A 21,668-nucleotide genomic window follows, 5' to 3' on the forward strand; every position below is an offset into this window, starting at 1 on the left:
TGCTTGCAACGCCTGAAATATAAGGATAAAAAAAGACAAGCCCCACAGGGGTGTTCACGGCCGGCCGTGGTTGTGACTTGCCATCGACGAATTCCTTCACCATAACCCCCACAGGGGTGTTCACGGCCGGCCGTGGTTGTGACAAAAACTATTTACACGAAATCCTAGTATAGAAACCCACAGGGGTGTTCACGGCCGGCCGTGGTTGTGACCTTCCAAGACGTCTTCCAGCCAGAGCCACGATCCCACAGGGGTGTTCACGGCCGGCCGTGGTTGTGACCCATAGAGGTTGTATGGGACGCTTATCCAGTAAACCCACAGGGGTGTTCACGGCCGGCCGTGGTTGTGACTCATATGAGGCGGATATCCAGTATCGATAGGCCCACAGGGGTGTTCACGGCCGGCCGTGGTTGTGACATCTTGTTCAGGTTCTATAAACGGGATAATCCCACAGGGGTGTTCACGGCCGGCCGTGGTTGTGACACAAAGGAAAGTTTTTCGTACTCGTCACAGTCCCACAGGGGTGTTCACGGCCGGCCGTGGTTGTGACTTCTACCATCACTCCTGGTCATCAACCTCAAACCCACAGGGGTGTTCACGGCCGGCCGTGGTTGTGACTCATCGCCTTTGATTCAAAAGGCATCTTGAACTGCCACAGGGGGCTTCACGGTCGGCCGTGGTTGCCGGAAAAACGCCATGGAAGATTTTCTGCTGTTTGAAGAATACATCCGTATTCCGGGAATGGAGCCTTACCGCCTTGTCATGACGGATGACTTTCAGGTGGTTCTGGAACTGCTGAATCCCCCGCTGGACGATTTCCAGACGCCCCTTCCGGGAACGGCCTATGTCCCCGCCCGCAACAAGATTCTCGGCATGCTTGTCTACCGCAGGGCGGCACGGATCCTTCTGCATTTTCTGAAGACGCATCCCATCCGCTATTTCTGGTTCGGAACAGGCGCAGAGCCGCGGCGGGGGAATCTTTATCTCGCGCTTGCCGTGCTTGCGGAATCCTACGGCTATACCTGCACCTATTCCGACGACTGCAATTTTTACTTTACCAGAAACGACGGGTGAGCGGCCCTTCCCGGCCCGCCCTGCCGGTGAACGCGGCACAGGGCGCTGCCGCTTCTCTGTGCCCTGCTTCTATTATCAGGAATTATTCCTGGAAAACTTCTCATAAGGCCCGCCGTTCCCAAGCTCCGGGGAAGCGTTCTTCCCCAGGAAAGACAGCCCTCATGCCTCATCCGCCGCGCCGCAATGTGCCGCAGCAGGGCCGCCCGGAGCGGGAAGGCACGTTTTTCCCACAAGCGTGCAGAACGCCCTGTATGGAGAAAAAAGTGCTTCCCCCGGGCGTCTGCGCCGCAGGGCGCGGCCCTCCCCTGCATGGAACAGGGCGGCCTGCCGGAGCGCCTTTCCGGTGATGAATCCCATGCCGGGGGTAAAAAAACGCCTCTTTGGAGAAAGGCGTTTTTTTGTGCAGCGTTTTTCACCACAGGCGCCGCATCCCTTATTTCCGGGCATGGGGCAGGCCGCGCCTTCTGCGCTCTGAGACGGCAGAAGGCGGAAAAGGCGCCGTTTTTGCGCGCTCCGGCGGCCATGGGCGTTTCCCGGAACAACCGCCGCCGGATTCAGGACTCCCGCCCTTGTTCCGTCAGCCGCAGTTCCAAAAACCTGCCTTCCAGCGGCAGGTGGAGCAGGCAGCGGCATTCCCGGCCCATGGCGCGCAGGGCAAGCATGTAGTCGCGCTGACGCGCCCCGTAGGCCTCCTTCAGGCGCTCCGCCAGCACCGTTTCATCCATCTCTTCGTACCGGCCGCACTTGTGATCCACCATGAGGCAGGGGCCGCAGGTTCCGTCGGCGCGGCGCACCTCGGCCAGAAGGTCGAGGCGCATGGCATCGGTGCGGAAGGAAGCCTCCCCGTCCGGCAGGTGCTCCACGGGCCATTCGGTACGGATGACCAGCGCATCGCCCGGCCTTTTGTCCGCGCGCCCTTCAAACCAGCGCTGCAGGGCCGTGCCCAGGTGTTCGCTCAGCTCTTCCAGGTACAGGGCGGCATCCGGCCAGAGCGGTTCCGGCTCGTTCCACAGCGCGCAGAAGCGTTCAAGCCGCTTCTGCATTCTGCCGCAGGCGCGCTCCTCGCTGCGCCGCTCCCCGCTCATGCCGAACCACACGGCAAACCAGCCGTGCAGCATGTCGCCGAGCCTGTCGCGCGGGGCATCCTCCACAATGCCGCGCACGGGTCTGTACCCCGGCACATCCTCCTGCCACCGGGCAGTCACGGAAAAGGTCTTCTCCGGCAGGGAGGAAGCTGCCGGGGCCGGGCCGCCTGCGGGAAAGCTCCGCTTTTCAGGCTCCGCTGTCTGCTCCCCCGTCTGCACCTCTTCGGGAAGCATGCGCAGAACACGGCAGGGCCTGCCGAGCAGGTACCCCTCGCCCTCATGTTCCACCAGCGCGTCAAGCTCGCGCCCCGCCTGCGGGCTGAAGATGCGGAGCGCAGGGGCCGCAATGTCGACCTTATGTTCGGAAACGGTTTCCGTCACCAGGGCAAGAATGCTCTTCGGCCGCGTCATGGCCACATAGAGCAGGCGCAGTTCCTCCTCGCGCAGGGTCTGTTCCGCCTCCCGGAACGCCTTCTGCAGACGTTCCGGATCCATGAAGGGCGGAACCTGAAACCTTGCCGGGGGAAATGCCTTTTCCAGAATATCGGGCAGCCAGCGGAAGGAGCAGCGCTCCAGCGGGTCTTCCTCGCCGGTGAAGTCCGCAAGGTCGCAGGTGCGGCGCACGCCCCACGGGGAAGGTTCGCGCGCCTTGCCCGAAAGCCCGTAGAGCACCACCATGGGGCTTTCCAGCCCCTTGGCTTCGTGGCATGTCCACACGCTCACGGCATCTTCGCCCACGCAGGCGCGTTCGGGATTTTCCTCTTCCAGCGCGTCGAGCCAGCCCTGCACGGTGAGCGGACGGCGCGCGGCCCGGGCCGTTTTTTCATAATGGCGCACAAAGTCGCGCAGAAGCTCGATATTGGCCGTGCGTTCCTGCCCGTGCCCCCACGCGCACACCCTGCGGTACACGTCCATGTCGCCTATCACGGCATCCAGAAGTTCCGAAGGCGAAAGACGGGTCATGGCCGCGTGCAGCCGCCGGAGCGGCTCGAAAAGGGGAGGAAAAAGCCCCTCCCCGCCGGAAGAGGCGGCCGAAAACCAGTCGCCGCCCACCAGCAGACGGTACAGGGAGGCCATGGACAGGGTGTCGTGCAGGTCGGCGGCAAGACGGCACGCATACAGGCAGAGCCGCACCTCATCCTGTTCGAGCAGTCCCCTGCGCCTGAGCTTTGCGGCAATGCCCAGAGCGCTCAGGGCATCGGCCACGGCGCGGCACTGCACGTTGGTGCGGCAGAGCACGGCAATGTCGCCGGGCGCAAGAGGACGCAGGCCCGTGATGTCCTGCCCGGACTTTCTGTCCACAGGCAGCCCTTCCTCCAGCGCGCGCTTCACCAGCGCCGCCACGGCAGAGGCGCGGCCGGTATTGTTCCACCTGCCCTTTTCCGACAGGGCGAGATGCCAGAGCTGAAGAGAAGGCACGGCCTCTGCAAGGGCCAGCTGCCCCGCGCGGGAAGCGCCCTCCTTCTCGCCGCTTTTTCTGCGCTGTGCGGCGGCCTCGTCGCTCAGCGCATGCCGTATGTCGAGCCTGCCCCCCGGCTCCTGCGCCAGAAAGCCCCGGCCGAACCTTTCTTCCAGCGAGGAAAAGAAGGCGTTCACGAAACCGGTGACCGCAGGCAGAGAACGCCAGCACACACAAAGCGTGTCGTGCTTCCACCGCGCCCTGCCGCCCACGGTGCGCGGCGTGCCCGCGCGGGTCAGTTCCGGCACCGCCCCCCGGAAACCGTAGATGGACTGTTTGTCGTCGCCCACATAGATGACGCGGCCCGGCTTTTCGCCGCCTTCGATGATCTGCCCCAGCAGCTGAAAAATCCGCAGCTGCAGCGGGCTGGTATCCTGGTATTCGTCCACAAAAAGCACGCGGAAGCGCCCCCGCAGAAGCGCCTGCACCCGCGGCAGGGAAAGAAGCTCCACGGCCTTGCGCTCCATGTCGGTGAAATCCAGCACGCCTTCCTCTTTTTTGAGCTGCTCAAAGCGTTCCACCACTTCGGAGGCGGCCCGGAAGCTCTCGCGGATGAGGCGGCGCACATCTTCCCCGAACTCCCGGCTGCGGCATGCGTCGAAGGCGATGTGGTGCAGGATGTCGGCAAAGGGAGGGGCGCTGTCCCCGCCTTTCGGCCTGGGATCGGCGCCGGCCAGAAGAAACCAGTCCTTCCAGCGCATGTCTTCAAGGCGCATGGTATCGAGCTTTTCCAGCAGGTCGAAATGTTTCTGCGTGCTCGCGCTTCTTGCGCCCCTGTAGGGCCGGTACAGCTCGTCGCGGCACTGTTCCCGCCGCGCCCCGGCTATGCGCTGCTTGAGATCGGCAAGCCGGGGAACGGCCGCCCCCGGCACGATGAAGGAAAAAAACTCCGCGCAGGAGGCTTCGGCCGCCTCCTCCATGTCCCTGCGGTCGAAGCCGTGCACGCGCGCCGTTTCGGCCAGTTCGCGCACCACGGCCTGCCATACGGGTTCGCTCTCCACCCCCTCGTCCGGGTTGCTCCGGGTATCGTACAGGCCGAAGGCATGGTAAAGGGAAGGCAGGTCGTGCTCCTCTTCTCCCCGGCTTTCCAGCACGGCCGCCTGCGCCCTGTCAAAGAGGCTGCGCCCGTCTTCCTCCGCAACTTCGCGCAAAAACGGGGAAAATCCGGCGTCCAGGGCGTATTCCTGAATGAGCCTGAGGCAGATGCTGTCCACCGTGCCGATGAAGGCGCCTTCCGCCTTTTCCGCAAGGTCGCTCCTGCCCGCCCGATGCAGCTTTCTGCGCACGCGGTCGCGCAGTTCCGCCGCCGCCTTGCGCGTGAAGGTCACGGCAATGATTTCCTCGGGGGAACAGGCTCCTCCGTGCAGGGTGCTCTCTCCCAGGCCCAGGGCGTTGCCGTATTCCTGCACCAGCCTGAAGGTCTTTCCCGTGCCTGCGGCCGCCTTGATGACGATTCTTTCCAGAGCGCTCATGCCACATCCTTCCCCTTTTCCACCTTCCGCCCGCACAGCAGGGGAAACATGCAGTACCGGCACACGGAAGCGGCCTGCGCGGCCGCGGCCTTGCTGCACGCTTCCTCATCTTCCTCTTCCGCAAGCCTGCACGCCCATTCCGGGGCCGAAAGAAGCTCTCCCGCCGCAAGGCAGGCCCTGAGCTTCTTCCAGCGCGCCGCAACGGCCGCCCACTGTTCATCCAGCGTCAGGGGCGAATCCTCGCTGCTGCGCACCATGTCCGCCTTTTTCATGAGAAAATAGCACACTTCCTCGATATCGTGCCCGGCGGGACGATGCAGGCGCGAGGCGGGAACCGCCCTCTTCCCCGGCTGAAGCGTGCCGTGCCGGAGCAGATACCTGTAGGAGGCCAGCTGTACGGAACCTTCCTTCATCTCCCTGAAAAAAACATCGCTCGACGACCATTTCAGATCCACGATGACGGCCGGTTCCTCCGGCGCCCCGGCCCGGGCAAAGGCCATGTCGTAGCGCCCCCTGTAGGCCACGCCCTGTTCCAGCTCGCCTTCATAGGAGCGTTCCGTATCCAGAAAAAGCAGCTTTTCCCGCTCAAGGAAGCGGCACAGTTCCCGCACGCTCCGGACAAGCCTTGCGGCCATGTCATGCAGAAGCACCTGCCTTTCGGGCAGGCTGAAGCGCGCGGCCTGCCTTTTCGCCGCGCGTTGCAGGCGGCGGAACATCTCCTCCTGCGTCAGGCTCATCCGCTTCATGCCCTCGCCGTATTCCGTGAAAAGCTCTTCCACCACGCTGTGGGCCAGGGTGCCGAGCAGCGCGGCATCGCCCTGAAGGGCGCGCCCGCCGTCCCTGATGCCCAGGCTGTTTTCCAGATACCAGCGCAGGGGGCAGCCGAGCAGCGTTTTCAACGAGGAAGGGGAAAGCTCCGCAGGCAGGCTCAGGGGCCGCGCCGCGCCGCCCTCCCAGGGAAGCACGGGCACAGGCGCGGGCAGTTCCTGCATGTCCACCGCCCAGAAGGCTCCGCCCTCCGCGCCGCCCTTTCCCGCAAGCACGCTCTGCGCCTTCACCCTTCTCAGGCCTTCCTCTTTCAGCAGCGCCATGACGGGATGGGGCGAAGTCTCCTCCCCCCCTGCCGTGCGCGGCGTGACGAGAATGAGCCTTTCCGCATACAGAAAAGGCCGCCGCATGGCCGCATTGCGGGCGCGCAGCCGCAGGGCCGCGCCTTCCGGCAGAACGCCCTGCTCCTCAAGCCAGGCCCGTTCGGCGCAGCTCCATGCCGTGCCTGCGGCCGGGGCGTCGCTGTCCACGCAGTTCCACCAGATCACGGTGAGAGGCCCGCCGGCCTCCCAGAGCTGCCCCGGGGAGGCAAGCACGATCCACGGCCGCTCTTCCGCGCAGGGGGCGCTTCTCTCCCCCCGGCCGGTCACGTCGTCGATGAGCATATCCAGCCTTCTGCGCGTCAGCGTTTCCGTTCCTTCCAGAAGCTGTTCCAGCGCGCGGCAATGGGCCGCCGTCACGGCAAGTTCCGGCCGGTCCGCCTCCGCCGCCCAGCGGCGCAGTTTCGCGGCACAGGCGCGGGCACGGGCGGCAAGGCCCTCCTCTTCCGCATCCATGCGCTTCTCGGGCACAATCCATTCCAGCGCCTCGCGGCGCTCCTTTGCGGAAAGGGGGCACGTTCCCTCCCCGTCTTCTTCCAGAAGGTTCCGCCAGGCCTTGGGCCACGCCGATACGCCCGACCAGTCCTTCCCCCGCTCCGGCAGCACCTCGGAAAAGCGCAGCGCCGCAAGCACCTCTGCCGCAAACGTCTCCTCCAGCGGACAGAGCGGCAGAAGCAGCAGCTGACGCAGCAGCTCCGGCTCAAAGGCGGACAGACTGACCCGCAGATACAGGGAAAAAAGCTGATCGGCCGGACGGGCCGCGGAACGGCGGCGGCATCCCGTGCCGGGCAGGCCGAAGGCGTGCAGCGCCGTATCCAGTTCCCCGTCCTCTTCCCGGCGGATGATGAGCACCCGGCCCGGAGCGCCCCGCCGCTGCTCACGCCCAAGCACCGCGGCCAGGGCCAGCGCCGCTTCCGAAGGGTTCTCCGCCTCCAGACGGAAGCTCTCTCCGGGGAGCTTCAGCGCGTCGCACGCAGGCTCCTTTGCCTCGTGCAGGCGCACGCCCTCCTGCACAAGGGCATCGAACAGGACGTTCCATGACCGGCTCCAGCAGGAACGCGGCTCTGCAAGACGCAGTTCCTCAAGGCCGCCCATGCCCCATTCCCGGATATGCGCGCAGAGAAAAGGCACGCGGTCGGCCTCATCCGGCCCGCCCTCCGCCTCAAGAGAAAACAGCGCCGCAAGGCGGAAAAGCCCCGCCGCGGCGCAGTCTCCGGCGCTCTTCCAAAGCGCGGCCTCTCCCCCTTCCAGCGCCCCGGCATCCTTCAGCTCGTCGCGCATCGCAATAAGGCGCTTTGCCGTGTTCCAGCCGTCCACACGGAAGGAGGCGGCATAAAAAGGCTCCCCTTCCTCCGGTTCCGCCGGAACATGCCGCGCAAGGCGCGCCTCCCACGCCGCCGTGCGCCTGCCCGCCGCATCCTCCCGGCCGGGAAGACCGAGCTTTTCCTCCAGCACGGAAAGAAAGCCCGCCGGACCGCAGATTTTCACGCCGTCCACGGCGTTTCTCCCGCCTCCGAAGGCCGTCACCGCATCCGGCCACGCGCCGCCGTCCATGTACCTGCCGAGTATGACCTGCATGCCGTCTCCCTTGTCCGAATGTCGGCTGTTCTGAAAAAAACAGCCGGCAGCATACCCCGAAACCGGCTTTTTTTCCATAGCGTCCGTCACACCGTCCACCACTGTGTGGACAAAAAATGCCCCCGAAGGACGTTTTCCGGCAGAAAACAGGGGGAAAGGAGACAGGCGCGGGGCGTGAGACCGGGGCAGACGCCCCTTCATCTTGTCATGCCGTGCAAACTGACATACCCTGCCTCCATGACCCGGAGCCGACGCATAGAAAGGAGTTCTCCGTGAAAGGCGACGCCATTTCTCTTCTTGAATACATGAGTTCCAAAAAACGCTTCGTCATTCCCGTATATCAGAGAAATTACGACTGGAAGAACGAACAGTGCAAACAGCTCTTCGACGACCTTGTGCGGCTGAAAACATCCGGCCGCAAAAGCCATTTCTTCGGCTGCATCGTTTCTTTCTACGATGCGGAAGCCGACAGTGAGCAGTTCCTCATCATCGACGGTCAGCAAAGGCTGACGACTGTTTCTCTTCTTCTGCTTGCGCTCCACGACCTTCTCGCGTCCGGCGAGCTTGTGTCGGACTCTCCGCACCTCGCCTCCATGATTCAGGAAGAATATCTCATCAACAAGTGGAAATCGAACGACACGCGCATCAAGCTCAAGCCGGTGAAAAACGATCAGAAGGCCTTTCAGAAACTGTTTGAAAGCCCCGCCGACCACATCAGGGATTCCAATCTCACGGTCAACTACGACTATTTCTGCAAAAGGCTCCGTGAAAAGACGCTTCCCGTCGATGCCCTGTTCGACGCCCTGAAGCGCCTGGTCATCATTCATATCAGACTGAGCGCTTCCGAAGACGACCCTCAGCTCATTTTTGAAAGCCTGAACTCTACGGGCCTCGCCCTGAGCGAAGGCGACAAGATACGCAACTTTATTCTGATGGGGCTGGATTCCCTCACGCAGGAAACATTCTACGAACAATACTGGAACAATATCGAAGAATGCACCCGCTATGACGTGAGCGCCTTCGTGCGGGATTTTCTCAGCATCAAGCAGCAGGTCACTCCCGTCATCAGTAAAACCTACCTTGCGTTCAAAGAATATGTCTACAAGACATGGCCGTCCCCCTCGCGACATGACATTGAGGAGCTGCTCAAAGACCTGCTCACCTATGCCAGGTATTACAGGCTCCTTCTGACGGGAGGCACCAAAAGCAGAACGCTCAACGACTGCATATTCCGCCTGAACTGGCTGGAAAGCACGGTAAGCCGGCCTTTCCTGCTGGAAATTCTGCGCCTTCATGAACAGGAAAAGAGCCTCAGCCTTGCGGATATTGAAACAATCTTCCAGATTATCGAAAGTTTTCTTTTCCGGCGCATCATCTGTGAAGTACCTGCCAACTCCCTGAACAAAATATTCCTTACGCTGCACAAGGAAATCCTGCGCTTTGACGGAACGGCAGCACAGTATGTCGAAAAGCTGAAATATGTGCTTTCCGTACGGCGTGAAAGCGGGCGCTTCCCGGATGATGAGGAATTCGGTGCCGCCTTCACCACCAGAAACATTTATCAGATGAAGGCCAAGAACAAGACCTATCTCTTTGAACGGCTGGAAAATCACGGCACGCTGGAAACCCGGGACGTATGGCAGCACCTCACGGACGGGGATTACAGCATTGAACACATCATGCCGCAGACGCTCAGCCCGGAATGGAAAAAACACCTCGGCCCGGACGCGGAACATATCCATGCCGCATGGCTGCACCGCATCGCCAACCTCACCATAGTGGCGAAAAGCTACAATTCCGCGTACAGCAACCTTTCCTTCACCGACAAGAGGGATGTGAAAAACGGCTTTCGTGATTCCGGCCTGCGCATGAATCAGCTCATCGCCCAGAAGCATGCGTGGGGCACGGCCGAACTGGAAGAGCGCAGCGAGGCGCTCCTGCAACAGGCGCTTCACATCTGGCCGCGCTGTGAATCGACGTTCCGGCCGAAAGAAAAACAGCTCGAACTCTGCGACCTTGGCGAAGACCGCAATCTGACCGGGCGGCAGCTTGTGGCTTTCCGCTGGCGGGGCGAAGAACACTGCACCTCCCAGTGGTCGGAAATGTATCAGAACATCCTTTCCTGGCTCCATGCGGACGATCCTTCCGTGCTGCTCAGGCTGACGCAGTCGGCAGACAGCGACGCCCTTCTCGGCAATGCCGTTGCCGCCGCAAAGCCCGATGAACGCAGCTGGGTGGAAATTGCGCCGGACATCTGGCTTCTCACGCACATGAGCACGCAGGCAAAAATCGTGCGCCTGCGCCGCTTCTTCCAACTTTACGGCGTCGACGAGGGAGAGCTTGTCTTTTCCCTGAAGGAAGAAAGCGAACAGCCCCTGAACGAAGCCGCACGCTATACTACCCGCCGCCGCTACTGGGAATACGCGCTGGAAATTCTGCGCGAATCCCATACAGACGGCCCCTTCCGCCATGCCGCAGCCTCCCGACGAAACTATCTGGGCGCCAGCCTGGGCTATGCCGGTATCCAGATTCTCTGCGTGGCCAATCAGGACGAAGCGCGCGTGGAGCTGTACCTCGGCTCCGGCAAAGAACGCAACAAAAGGATATTCGACCTTCTCCATGCCCATCGTGCGGACATAGAAAAGGAAACCGGTGTGCTGCAATGGAAGCGCAACAGCGAGCTCAAACACTCAAGCGTGGTGCTCGTCCTCGGCGGCGTCAGCATTTACCACGAAGCCGACTGGGAGCGCATCGCACAGTTTCATGCACACGGGAGCCTCAGCTTCTGCCGAGCCTTCCTGCCCCTTCTGCATGACATTGCAGGCTGAACACCGCATGCGCGTGCCGCAGGGGCATGAAAAGCCTCCGGACACACGGCATGAAAGGCCGGACAGTTCCATAACGCAGAACAAAAGCCGCCCTTTCCCCCAGAGTAGTCTCTCCTTTTCCTCCTCCCGCCGGGGGAGGGCCAACCTGTTCCCGGGAAAAACGCCATGATTCGCCGCAAAAGCACTTCCCCCGCCATGGAACCCCTGCCGCTGGAACAATGTCTGGCCAAAAGCCGCGTCAAGGACGGGGAAACGCTTCCCGGCCGCACGGTGGAAGAGCACTGCCGCATCACGGGAGCCGTGGCGCAGGCGCTGCTTTCCGCCTTTCCGCTCTGCACGGCAGGGCTTTTTCCCGAAGGGAGCGATCTGGCCGTGGCCGTGCACGACACAGGCAAGGTCTTTCCCTTCTTTCAGGCCATGATCCACAAGGCGGCGCACGATGCGCAGCGCTTTCCCCAGCTTGCGCCCTTTCTGGATGCTCCCCGCCCCCTTTCCCACGCCTCCGTAAGCCGGGCCGCGCTCCTGAAGGAATCCTTTGCTCTGGCGGAGGTGGCGGGCTGGCATCACGGCTTTGCGCCGGAAGCGTGTTCGGCCCTTGACGAGATATGCGGGGGCGAAGGCTGGCAGCAGCTGCGGCTCGAACTCATCCGCCGCCTGCGCGAAGGCCGCCCCCTGCCGAGCCTGCACACGAAGGAGGAAAAAACGCTGCTCAAGGGGCTTACCGCCGTGGCCGACTGGATAGGCTCAGGCTCCCTTTTCGACGATCCGGGTCAGCCCTGGCCGCCCCTTGTGCCCCGCGCCGTGGAGGAGGCGGGCTTCTTTCCGCTCCGTTTCGTGCCGGACCTTGCTTTTCAGGATATTTTCGGTTTTGCGCCGAACGCCGTGCAGAAGGCTCTGGCGCAGGCCGTCACAGGCCCGGGCGTGTATGTGCTGGAAGCGCCCATGGGCACGGGCAAAACCGAAGCCGCGCTCTTTGCCGCCTACCGGCTGCTTGCCGCGCAGAAGGCGCGCGGTCTGTACTTCGCCCTGCCCACGCAGCTCACCTCCAACAACATCTTTGCCCGGCTGCTCCCCTTCCTGCACACCGTGCTTGCCCCGGAAAGCCGCCAGGCCTCCGCACTGCTGCTGCACGGCATGGCCTGGCTCTACGCCACGCACAACGAGGAAGGAAAAAACGCCGCTTCGTGGTTTGAACAGAGCCGGCGCGGCCTTCTCGCGCCCTTCGGCGCGGGCACGCTGGATCAGGCGCTCATGTCCGTCATCAACGTGCGTCATGCGGCGGTGCGCAGTTTCGGCCTTGCAGGCAAGGTGGTCATTCTCGATGAAGTGCATTCCTACGACGCCTACACCGGCACCCTGCTCGATGCGCTGGTGGAACATCTGCGCGCGCTGGGCTGCACCGTCATTCTGCTGAGCGCCACGCTCACGCGCCTGCGCCGCGCAAGCATCATCGGCAGAGAAGGCCGGAAGGACGCCTATCCCCTCATCACCGCCCTTCCGGCAGGCGAGTCCCCCTTGCTGGAAACCGGGGCGGGCGCCATGCCCTGCAGCACGGTGCAGCTTCGCCAAAACGCCGCGGAGGAGGAAGCCCTCAACGAGGCCCTGCTCCGCGCCGGACAGGGCCAGCAGGTGCTGTGGATAGAAAACAGCGTGACCGAGGCCCAGAGGCTCTTCCGCATCATTGCCGCACGCGCGGCAGGCATGAACGTGGAAACAGGCCTGCTCCACTCCCGCTTCACCCCTGCGGACAGAGAACGCAACGAAAGCCGCTGGACGGCCCTTTACGGCAAGAACGCCGGCCATCGCGCGCAATGCGGCCGCATTCTTGTGGGCACGCAGGTACTGGAGCAGTCCCTCGACATCGACGCCGACTTTCTCATCACCCGCCTCTGCCCCACGGACATGCTCTTCCAGCGCATGGGCCGACTGTGGCGGCATGCAGGCACGCCGCGCCCCGCAAAAGCCGTGCGCGAAGCATGGGTGCTCGCCCCGGACAAGGAAGAGGCCCTCGCCTGCCCGGCCACGACCTTCGGCATTTCCGGCCTTGTGTACGCACCCTATGTGCTTGCCCGCACCCTTGAGGTGTGGAGCGGCAAGACAAGCGTCAGCCTTCCTGCCGACATACGCCCCATGCTGGAAGCCACCTATGCGGAAAGGGAGGAGACCGCCGCCCTGAACGCCGTGAAGCGCGACCTTCTGCGCAAGGTGGAACAACTGCGCACCCTGGCCCTTGCCAGCCGGAGCGACGGCAGCCAGAGAAGCGGACAGACCCGCCTTGTGGAAGAGGAAACCTGCCCCGTGCTTCTGGTACGCAGCCTTTCCCGGGAAGGCTGCACCCTGGCCGACGGCAGGGTCATCCGCTTCGACGCCGCCCCGCGCAGGGAAATTTCCGCCGCGCTCTTTTCCAGCATCGTGCGCATCCGCAAAAAAAGCAGCGCCTTCACGCAGTCCGTCAACACCTCGGAGGAAAAACGCCGCCTTTTTCAGCCCTATCTGCCGGTGAAGGAAAACTACGAGCCCCTCTTCCTTGCCCGCATACGCCCCGACGACGTTCTGGAAGACCTCTGCGCCGCAGGCCATACCTGCGGCCGCTACACCTCGCGCACAGGCTGGGAAAAGGAAGACTTGCCAGAATAAACAATGTCAGATAAAAGAACAGGATACATTCCGCAGCCTGCCCGCCTTCCTCTTCGGAACGGGATGTCTCCACCCAGGTGGAGGTGTTTCCATGAATTAGGTCATGCGGAAGGACTTCCCCTCATCCGGGGGGGCAAAAGGGAAGATTTCTTCCCTTTTTTTCTGCACCGCTTGACTTAACAACATGAATTAGGTGTCTCCGATTCATCCTCCTTCTTCCAGAGGAGCACCAGAACCCCATGCCGGACCGGCCGGGGATACCTGCTTTTCCCCAAAACCGGGAAAAACGCCTTCATGCGCCTGCCGGAAAGGCATGTTTCAAGGGCGGGAGGGCTTCTTTCCGCCTGCACAGGGGGCCTGCCGGGAACAACACGGCAAAGGAACGTTCCACAACGAGGGAAGATTTCTTCCTCCGCTACTTGACTTAAACATGAAATAGGTAAATATAAATTTCAACCATCCATCCTTTTTCCAGGGAGGAACCGTGACGAAAAACCGCTTCAATCTTACTGCCGAACCGTGGATTCCCATTGCCGACCATGGCCGGGTATCCCTCCGGCAGGTCTTTTCCGAAGCTCTGCCCCCCTCGCCGGGGGGGCCTCCGCTCATCAGGATAAGTGTGTTCAAACCGCTTCTGGCCATTGCGCAGGCCGCGGCCACGCCCAAAAACGACGAGGAGTGGCTTGCCCTCGGCCCGCAGGGGCTGGCGGAACGCTGTCTGGTCTATCTGGACAGGCATGCCGACGAGTTCTGGCTCTACGGCGACCGGCCTTTTCTCCAGTTCCCGGCCTGTGCCAGGGCCGAACTCAAAAGCTACGGCACGGCCATGCCGGAAGTGGCCTCCGGCAACACGACGTGGCTTTCCCATCAGCAGCTTGAACCGGAGCTGGATGATGCGGAGAGGGCGCTGCTTCTTCTGGAGCAGATGTCCCTCTGCCTCGGCGGCAAGAAGCCGTACAACAAGCTCGTGCTCAGCCCGGGCTATGAGAAAAAGGTCAGCGGCAAACCCGGCCCGGCTCTCTGCCACATGGGCCTGCTCCACTCCTTCCTTCTGGGGAGCAGCCTTGTGGAAAGCCTGTGGCTCAACCTGCTCACGCAGGAAGACATTGCCGGGCAGAAACAGTGGGAAGCAGGACTCGGCACTCCCCCGTGGGAAACCATGCCTCAGGGGGAGAACTGCCCCGCGGCGCGGGCGCTCAAGTCGAGCCTCATGGGCAGGCTTGTGCCCCTGGCGCGCTTCTGCCTGCTGGATGAGGGCGGCCTGCGCTTTACCGAAGGCATCGTGCACCCCGACTATCAGTCCGGCATGGTCGATCCTTCCGCCGCCATGGACGCTTCCCGGGCCAAACCCCGCATGTTGTGGACGGATCCGGAAAAACGGCCCTGGCGTCAGCTTCCGGCGCTGCTCTCCTTCCTCGACGCGCAGCAGAGCAATTCCGGCTTTTACTGCCTCGGCCTTCAGAAGGGGCTGGACAGGGTGAAGAAGTACCGGGACCTGTGCCCTGTGGACACCATCGGGATATGGAGCGGCGGGGTAAGGGTAAGCAGCAATGCGGGCGAACAGTACCTCACCGGCAAGGACGACGAGCTGGAATCGGAAGTCTGGTTTGAAAGCTCCCAGCTGGGCGAAATCTGGTTTTCCGCCTTCCGCGACCTCATGGAGGATGTGGAAAAGCGCGCCCAGATTCTGTACCGCGCGGTGAACAGCTACTGCAAGGCCATGAAGATGGACGAAAAAAGCGCGGCGGCTGCCGCAGCGGAAAGCGCCGGTCTTTTCTGGCAGATGGTGGAACCCCTGCTGCAGGACATCATTGACGGCTGCGAAGACAGCGCCTCCCGCACCGCGATTCTCGGCCGCTGCCACGGCCTGACGCTCATGCTTTACGACGAGGCCTGCCCCCACGGGACGGGGCGGCAGGCCGAGGAATGGATCATACACCGCCCCCTTTCCCGGGAGGAATATCGTATGGAACAACCAGGAAACGACCATGCCCGGCTTCTGGCGTGGGTTATGGAAAGGCTCGGCCCTTCGCCCAGCATCAGAGACACGGGCGCCATTGCCCGGCTGAAGCGGGCCGACGGCAGTGAACGCTTTGCCGTGCAGGCCTGGGAGCTGCTGATCCGCTTCAACATTGCCGATGAGGACTTCACGCCCTGCCTCACCGTGCTTGCGCCCCTGTGCCGCAGGGATGATCCCGTCGACGGCAGGGCCTCTCTCGGCCAGGCTCTGGCCTCCTGCTTCGACGACAGGAAGGAGGGAAGTCTGCGCCTGCGCCGCCTTCTGAACTGCGACGGCACGGACGAGCTGTGCCTTCAGCTGCGGCCGCTGCTCTCCTTCATGGATGCCAAGGCCAAGAAAAAGCTCTCCTATGCCCGGCTTCTGGGCGACATTCTGGCCTTCCGCCATGCCGGACGGCGGCAGAACGTGAAAATGCGCTGGGCAAAGGAATACTGGAGCATGGAAAAGGAGGAAGCCCCCGCTCCCGACGGAGAAGCCGCATGATGTACGTTCACCACTATCTTCTCACCCTGCGCGACTGCCGCGCCCTGCGCCTTACGGACGGGTATTCCCTGCACCGGGCGGTATACGGGCTTTTCCCGGACGTGCGCGCGGGAGCGCCCGGCCCCAGCGGCATTCTTTTTGCCGACAAGGGCGGAAGCGACGGCCTGCGCCGCATTCTCATTCTTTCCGACAGGCAGGCCCTTGCGCCGGAACACGGCCGCCTGGAAAGCCGGGAACTTCCCGCTGAGTTTCTGAACTACCCCCGTTACCGCTTTGAACTTGTGGTGAACGCCGTGCGCAAGCAGAACGGCCGGCGCGAACCCGTGCGCGGCCGCGAAGCCGTGGAGGCATGGTTTCTGGAAAAGGCTCCTTCCTGGGGCTTTGACCCCCATGCCCCGTCGGTGCAGGTGGCGGACATTGCGGTGGACGTTTTTTCCAAGGCCGACGGCAAGAAGGTCACCCTCTCCAGGGCCCGCGTCACCGGCGCCCTCACCGTGGCGGACAAGGAACGTTTCACCCACAGCTTCACCTGCGGCATAGGCCACGGCAAGGCCTTCGGCTGCGGACTGCTCCAGCTTTCCCCCCTTATTTTCTAACCCTGCAGAAGGAACCCGTCATGAACGATCTCAAAGGCTGCCGCATCGAATTCCATATTCTCCAGTCCTTCCCCGTCACCTGCCTGAACCGCGACGATGTCGGCGCGCCCAAAAGCGCCGTGGTGGGCGGCGTGCCCCGCGCCCGCGTCAGTTCCCAGTGCTGGAAGAGGCAGGTGCGCCTCCAGCTTCAGCAGCTGGGCGTGAAAACCGCCCTGCGCACCAAGCAGGTGGCCGAAGTGCTCAAACGCGCCTGTGTGGAGGCCGGAGCCGCTGAGGAGCAGGCGAACACCTTTTCCGAAGCCTTTGCCAATACCCTTGTGGATGACACGCTGCTCTTCTTTTCCGAAAGTGAAGCCCGCGCCGTGGCCGAAGCCGCGCTTTCCGGCAACTTCTCCGTGGAGGCGGCCATAAAAAAGAACACCCTCACCGCAGAATTCAAAAAAATCCATAAAAAATACTTCCATCCTGCCGAAGACGGGCTGGACATCGCGCTTTTCGGCCGCATGGTGGCGCAGGCGCCCGAGCTCAACGTGGCCGCGGCGGCAAGCTTTGCCCATGCCATTTCCACGCACCGGGCGGACAGCGAAGTGGAATTCTTCACCGCCCTTGACGACGACCCCATGGGCATCATCAGCCAGGGTTCGGCCCACATGGGCAGTCTGGAATTCAATTCCGCCACCTATTACCGGTATGTGAGCCTCGATCTCGGTCAGCTTGCCTGCACGCTGGAAGGCTGCGGCCTCGCCCGCGCGGTGTCCGCCTTCGTGAAGGCGCTGTATCTGGCCGTTCCCTCGGCCCGGCAGACCACGCAGACCGGCCTGCACCTCTGGGATTACGCCCGGGTGCTCATCCGCAGGGGGCAGGGCATGCAGGTGAGCTTCGATACTCCGGTGCGTTCCCAGAACGGCTACCTTGCGCCCAGCATCGCGGCGCTGGATGCGGCCATAGCCCGCCAGGAAAAGCAGGCGGGTTCGCTCTACGGCAAAGAGGCCGGGTTCACCTTCGGCAGGGCCGATGCCGAAATCTCCATCGACGAACTGGCCGAAGGCCTCGCCGCCTTCGTGCGGCCCTTTGAGGAAAAGGCATGAGAACCCTGCTTCTCTGGCTGGAAGCTCCCCTGCAGTCCTGGGGAGCCGGTTCCCGCTACGGCAGGCGCGACACGCTCCCCTTCCCCACCCGCTCCGGCATACTCGGCCTGCTGTGCTGCGCCATGGGAAGGGGAGGAGAACAGCGCGACTGGCTCGCCACCATGAAACACCTGCCGCAGACCGTCATGGCCTTCGCCCCCGCCGACCGGCAGGGCAGGCCCGCAAGGCAGCCGCTTCTGCAGGATTTCCACATGGTGGGCAGCGGGTACGATGCCGCCGACCCGTGGCAGGACATGCTCATTCCCAAAAAGGCGGACGGCAGGCGCCCCGTGGGTTCGGGCACCAAGCTCACCTACCGCTATTACCTTCAGGACATGGCCTATGCCTGCGCCCTTGCCGTGCCGGATGACATGGAAGAGGAAATCGCCTCCGCCCTCGTGGCGCCGGTGTGGCCCATCTGCCTCGGCCGGAAAAGCTGCGTGCCTTCCGACAGGGTGTACCGCGGCTTCTTCGACCATGAGGATGAGGCACTGGCCCATGCCGGCATCCTTGCCGGAGAAAAAAGGCGCGTTCCCGTCTTCAAGGTGCTTTCCGGCCTGCATGAGGAAGGCAACGCCCTCTGCGTGAACGATGTGCCCGTCGCCTTCGGCCTGTACAAGCGCTACGAAGACAGAACCGTCACCGTCATCGACCTGCCCGTGGCGTAAGCGCCCTCCCCCGGCCCGGGGGCAACTCCGGGCCCCGGGACAAAGCGCCTTTGACTCAGACTGAAAAGTTCAATAATATCCCACTGTCTTCCCCACATGCGTGGGGGTGTTTCTCCTCAGCGGCGGCACCACCGGGCTTACTTTCTGTCTTCCCCACATGCGTGGGGGTGTTTCCGTGCACGCCGACCCCTCCGTGAAGAGTACACCGTCTTCCCCACATGCGTGGGGGTGTTTCCATTGTGGACGCCTGCGGGTATCTGGGGCTGTAGTCTTCCCCACATGCGTGGGGGTGTTTCCAAGAGCCTGATTCATACGAACCTCCTTGCCGGGTCTTCCCCACATGCGTGGGGGTGTTTCTAGCAGCCACTTCTTCGGCCGTGGTAGCCATAGGTCTTCCCCACATGCGTGGGGGTGTTTCTCCGTGTGGAGTCTGGCTTCGCGTCTGATGTCCGTCTTCCCCACATGCGTGGGGGTGTTTCTAGACATGGCTTCATCGCTTCCCTGAAAAGCACGTCTTCCCCACATGCGTGGGGGTGTTTCTATGCTTGCCTCGTGGGGCTATAGTCCTGAAGAGTCTTCCCCACATGCGTGGGGGTGTTTCCACGCTACCCCTTTGAGGCGGACAGCCCCAGGGGTCTTCCCCACATGCGTGGGGGTGTTTCTTCGTGATGGAAGATTACAGCTGCACCGAAACCGTCTTCCCCACATGCGTGGGGGTGTTTCTATGCGGGCGATTCTGGGATTTTTCCTTGTATTGTCTTCCCCACATGCGTGGGGGTGTTTCTGTTTACCGCTTCGTCCCCGCCCGCGATTCCGGGTCTTCCCCACATGCGTGGGGGTGTTTCCACGTTTTTGCCACCCCCGCCCTTGCCGGGAGCGTCTTCCCCACATGCGTGGGGGTGTTTCCTACAAGTTTTACCAGCCTGGCCAGGTGTCCGGGTCTTCCCCACATGCGTGGGGGTGTTTCCCGCCCTGGAAACCATGACCAAAACGGCGCGCCGTCTTCCCCACATGCGTGGGGGTGTTTCTCCGCGACGTGTGCCGTGAGTGCGGAAACCGCGGTCTTCCCCACATGCGTGGGGGTGTTTCTACACGCGCCCACGGCCGCAAGGGCAATCCGGGGTCTTCCCCACATGCGTGGGGGTGTTTCCGGTAGGAACAGCTTCGGGCAGCTTGTAGGCCGGTCTTCCCCACATGCGTGGGGGTGTTTCTGTGATCTATACCTGTCACAAAATGGCGGAAGCGTCTTCCCCACATGCGTGGGGGTGTTTCCGAAAGCGAGTTGCGCGTTGACTTCAAAAACGGGTCTTCCCCACATGCGTGGGGGTGTTTCTACACAGATCCTCTTGGACTTGCTGCGCATGGCGTCTTCCCCACATGCGTGGGGGTGTTTCCATATCGGACCCAATGGCGAAAATGGCGTTCTCGTCTTCCCCACATGCGTGGGGGTGTTTCTCTATGTCGTTACTTTGGGCGATGAGCTGAGAGGTCTTTCCCACATGCGTGGGGGTGTTTCCGGGCGTTCCGCCGCCGTCATCGCTTATGAGCTGTCTTCCCCACATGCGTGGGGGTGTTTCCTTTATGTAACTTTGCTTTTCTTGTCTTTATGTGTCTTCCCCACATGCGTGGGGGTGTTTCTGGATAAAGCCTACAAAGGGATGAAAGCTACGAGTCTTCCCCACATGCGTGGGGGTGTTTCCAGACCATACGGCGGACATTCATGCTCGACCAGGTCTTCCCCACATGCGTGGGGGTGTTTCTGTCAGGACAATGTAGCGCAGGCGGGGAGGAGGGTCTTCCCCACATGCGTGGGGGTGTTTCTGACATACGCAGGGGCATGGCCCCGGAGGCGCTGTCTTCCCCACATGCGTGGGGGGGAGACTAAAGATTGATAGAAAATGATTCAACAATATTAGTCTTCCCCACATGCGTGGGGGGGAGACTCTTGGTAAGATGAATAGTACGGCCGATTCGAGTCTTCCCCACATGCGTGGGGGGGGAGACTCGTTCCCGCCGGAAGAGCATCAACGCATCTTTGGCAAACAATCCGTCCCAAGGAGGTCGCATGCCCCCATGTTCCGACGCACAAGCCTCCCGAAGGCTGTTCATTCCCATCAAACGCGAAACACTTCCCCGCGTTTCCGACAAATATCCCTTTCTCTATCTGGAACGCGGCAGGCTGGAAATCGACGACAGCAGCCTGAAGTGGATCGACGCCGACGGCGACCGTGTACGTCTGCCCGTTGCCACCATCAACGCCCTTCTGCTCGGGCCCGGCACCAGCGTCACCCACGAGGCCGTGAAGACGGCGGCCGCCGCCAACTGCTCCCTGTGCTGGGTGGGAGAGGATTCCCTTCTTTTCTATGCTGCGGGCTGCTCTCCCACGGCGAACACCCGCAACCTGCTCAGGCAGGCGCGCCTTGCCGCACACCCCGAACATTCCCTGTCTGTGGCGCGCGCCTTTTTTGCCCGGCGCTTTCCCGATGCCGACCTGAACAAGAAAACCCTTCAGGAAATGATGGGCATGGAAGGCCTGCGCGTGCGCAAGCTCTATGAAGAAAAAGCCCGGCAGTACAACGTGGGCTGGAAGGGGCGCTCCTTCACCCCGGGAAGGTTTGAACTGAGCGATCTTACCAATCAGATACTCACCTCGGCCAATGCCGCCCTCTACGGCGTGCTCTGTTCCTGCGTGCATGCGCTGGGCTATTCGCCGCATCTGGGCTTCATCCATTCCGGGAGCCCTCTGCCCTTCATCTACGACCTTGCGGACCTGTACAAGGAAGAGCTTTGTGTGGATCTGGCCTTTTCCCTCACCCTGCATCTTGCGGGCGTATACAACAAATATACCGTTTCGGAAGCCTTCCGAAAGCGTGTTCTGAACATGAAGCTTCTGGAACGCATCCCGGAAGATATCGACTGCCTGATAGGAGAAAGACATGCTCGTCGTTATCGCTAACGATCTGCCGCCCGCCGTGCGCGGCCGCATGAAACTCTGGTTTGTGGAGGCAAGGGCAAACGTTTTTGTTTCCGGCATCAGGGATGCTGTGGCAACAAGCGTCATCGACTATCTTTTTGCACACTGCCCTGCACGGAGCGGACTGCTGATCTTTCAGAAAATTTCTTCCGCTCCCGGGTACAGAATACACGGTATGGGAGACACACGCCGCCGCCTGAAGGAAATTTCAGGGCTTCAGCTTGCTCTGGAAAACGATGAACTCCCCTTTGCCCCCTCCCGGAATCTTTCATAATATGCCATCATGTCCCCACATGCGTGGGGGTGTTTCCGGATGAGAATAACAGCAAGGACATGGGCGGCCCATGTCCCCACATGCGTGGGGGTGTTTCTCCCGACATAGTCTTTTCCAAGAGCGGGGAGAAGTCTTCCCCCCACGCGTGGGGGGCTCTGCCCGTCTCCTCGATACTTTGGCGCTGCCCGTCTCCCCCGCACGCATATTTTTTCTGCGGCACGCTTTTCTCGCGAATATATCGAAAA

The 21,668-nt window shown here is 62.1% G+C and carries 11 protein-coding genes and 2 CRISPR repeat arrays; of the genes, 9 read left to right on the forward strand and 2 right to left on the reverse strand.

The features are described 5' to 3' along the window. Window positions 1-41 precede the first annotated feature (41 nt). Window positions 42-687: a CRISPR direct-repeat array (repeat unit 36 nt; unit sequence CCCACAGGGGTGTTCACGGCCGGCCGTGGTTGTGAC). 9 nt (window positions 688-696) lie between these two features. Continuing rightward, window positions 697-1,074, forward strand: a complete 378-nt coding sequence (locus Q0K07_RS04765) for a hypothetical protein (RefSeq protein WP_294557174.1) — start codon at window positions 697-699, stop codon at window positions 1,072-1,074. 554 nt (window positions 1,075-1,628) lie between these two features. On the opposite strand, the gene Q0K07_RS04770 is transcribed toward Q0K07_RS04765, so the two are convergent. Together Q0K07_RS04770 and Q0K07_RS04775 are read right to left on the reverse strand one after the other, a co-directional pair. After that, the gene (locus tag Q0K07_RS04770; protein WP_294557176.1) at window positions 1,629-5,090 is read right to left on the reverse strand and encodes an exodeoxyribonuclease V subunit beta; all 3,462 of its coding nucleotides are present in this window, start codon (window positions 5,088-5,090) and stop codon (window positions 1,629-1,631) included. After that, window positions 5,087-7,816 carry a PD-(D/E)XK nuclease family protein gene (locus Q0K07_RS04775; RefSeq protein WP_294557178.1) on the reverse strand — a complete coding sequence of 910 codons (2,730 nt, stop codon included), beginning with the start codon at window positions 7,814-7,816 and terminating at the stop codon, window positions 5,087-5,089. The genes Q0K07_RS04770 and Q0K07_RS04775 overlap by 4 nt, the downstream gene beginning before the upstream one ends. Before the next feature lie 272 nt (window positions 7,817-8,088). On the opposite strand from Q0K07_RS04775, the gene Q0K07_RS04780 reads away from it, so the two are divergent. The 8 genes from Q0K07_RS04780 to cas2e all read left to right on the forward strand — a co-directional run bounded on the left by Q0K07_RS04780 (window position 8,089) and on the right by cas2e (window position 21,423). After that, window positions 8,089-10,644 (forward strand): DUF4268 domain-containing protein, encoded by a 2,556-nt coding sequence (locus tag Q0K07_RS04780; protein ID WP_294557180.1) that lies wholly within the window; start codon window positions 8,089-8,091, stop codon window positions 10,642-10,644. 165 nt (window positions 10,645-10,809) lie between these two features. Further along, window positions 10,810-13,281, forward strand: coding sequence for a CRISPR-associated helicase Cas3' (gene cas3 / locus Q0K07_RS04785; protein ID WP_294557182.1), 2,472 nt, complete (start codon window positions 10,810-10,812; stop codon window positions 13,279-13,281). A gap of 484 nt (window positions 13,282-13,765) precedes the next feature. Continuing rightward, a complete protein-coding gene (gene casA / locus Q0K07_RS04790; RefSeq protein ID WP_294557184.1) occupies window positions 13,766-15,784 on the forward strand; it encodes a type I-E CRISPR-associated protein Cse1/CasA in 2,019 nt (672 codons plus the stop codon). Next, window positions 15,781-16,380, forward strand: a complete 600-nt coding sequence (gene cas6e / locus Q0K07_RS04795; protein ID WP_294557186.1) for a type I-E CRISPR-associated protein Cas6/Cse3/CasE — start codon at window positions 15,781-15,783, stop codon at window positions 16,378-16,380. The genes casA and cas6e overlap by 4 nt, the downstream gene beginning before the upstream one ends. A gap of 20 nt (window positions 16,381-16,400) precedes the next feature. Then, window positions 16,401-17,468 carry a type I-E CRISPR-associated protein Cas7/Cse4/CasC gene (cas7e, locus tag Q0K07_RS04800; protein WP_294557188.1) on the forward strand — a complete coding sequence of 356 codons (1,068 nt, stop codon included), beginning with the start codon at window positions 16,401-16,403 and terminating at the stop codon, window positions 17,466-17,468. Further along, a complete protein-coding gene (cas5e, locus tag Q0K07_RS04805) occupies window positions 17,465-18,175 on the forward strand; it encodes a type I-E CRISPR-associated protein Cas5/CasD (protein ID WP_294557190.1) in 711 nt (236 codons plus the stop codon). The genes cas7e and cas5e overlap by 4 nt, the downstream gene beginning before the upstream one ends. Before the next feature lie 85 nt (window positions 18,176-18,260). Further along, a CRISPR array of direct repeats spans window positions 18,261-20,178; the repeat unit is 28 nt; unit sequence GTCTTCCCCACATGCGTGGGGGTGTTTC. Window positions 20,179-20,240: 62 nt separating this feature from the next. Then, window positions 20,241-21,131, forward strand: coding sequence for a type I-E CRISPR-associated endonuclease Cas1e (gene cas1e / locus Q0K07_RS04810; RefSeq protein WP_294557192.1), 891 nt, complete (start codon window positions 20,241-20,243; stop codon window positions 21,129-21,131). Beyond that, on the forward strand, window positions 21,112-21,423 hold the full coding sequence (gene cas2e, locus Q0K07_RS04815) for a type I-E CRISPR-associated endoribonuclease Cas2e (RefSeq protein ID WP_294557194.1): 312 nt from the start codon (window positions 21,112-21,114) through the stop codon (window positions 21,421-21,423). Before cas1e ends, cas2e begins: the two co-directional genes overlap by 20 nt. The last annotated feature ends 245 nt before the right edge of the window (window positions 21,424-21,668 follow it).

The sequence above is a fragment of the uncultured Mailhella sp. genome, assembly GCF_944324615.1.
Taxonomy (GTDB): Bacteria; Desulfobacterota; Desulfovibrionia; order Desulfovibrionales; family Desulfovibrionaceae; genus Mailhella.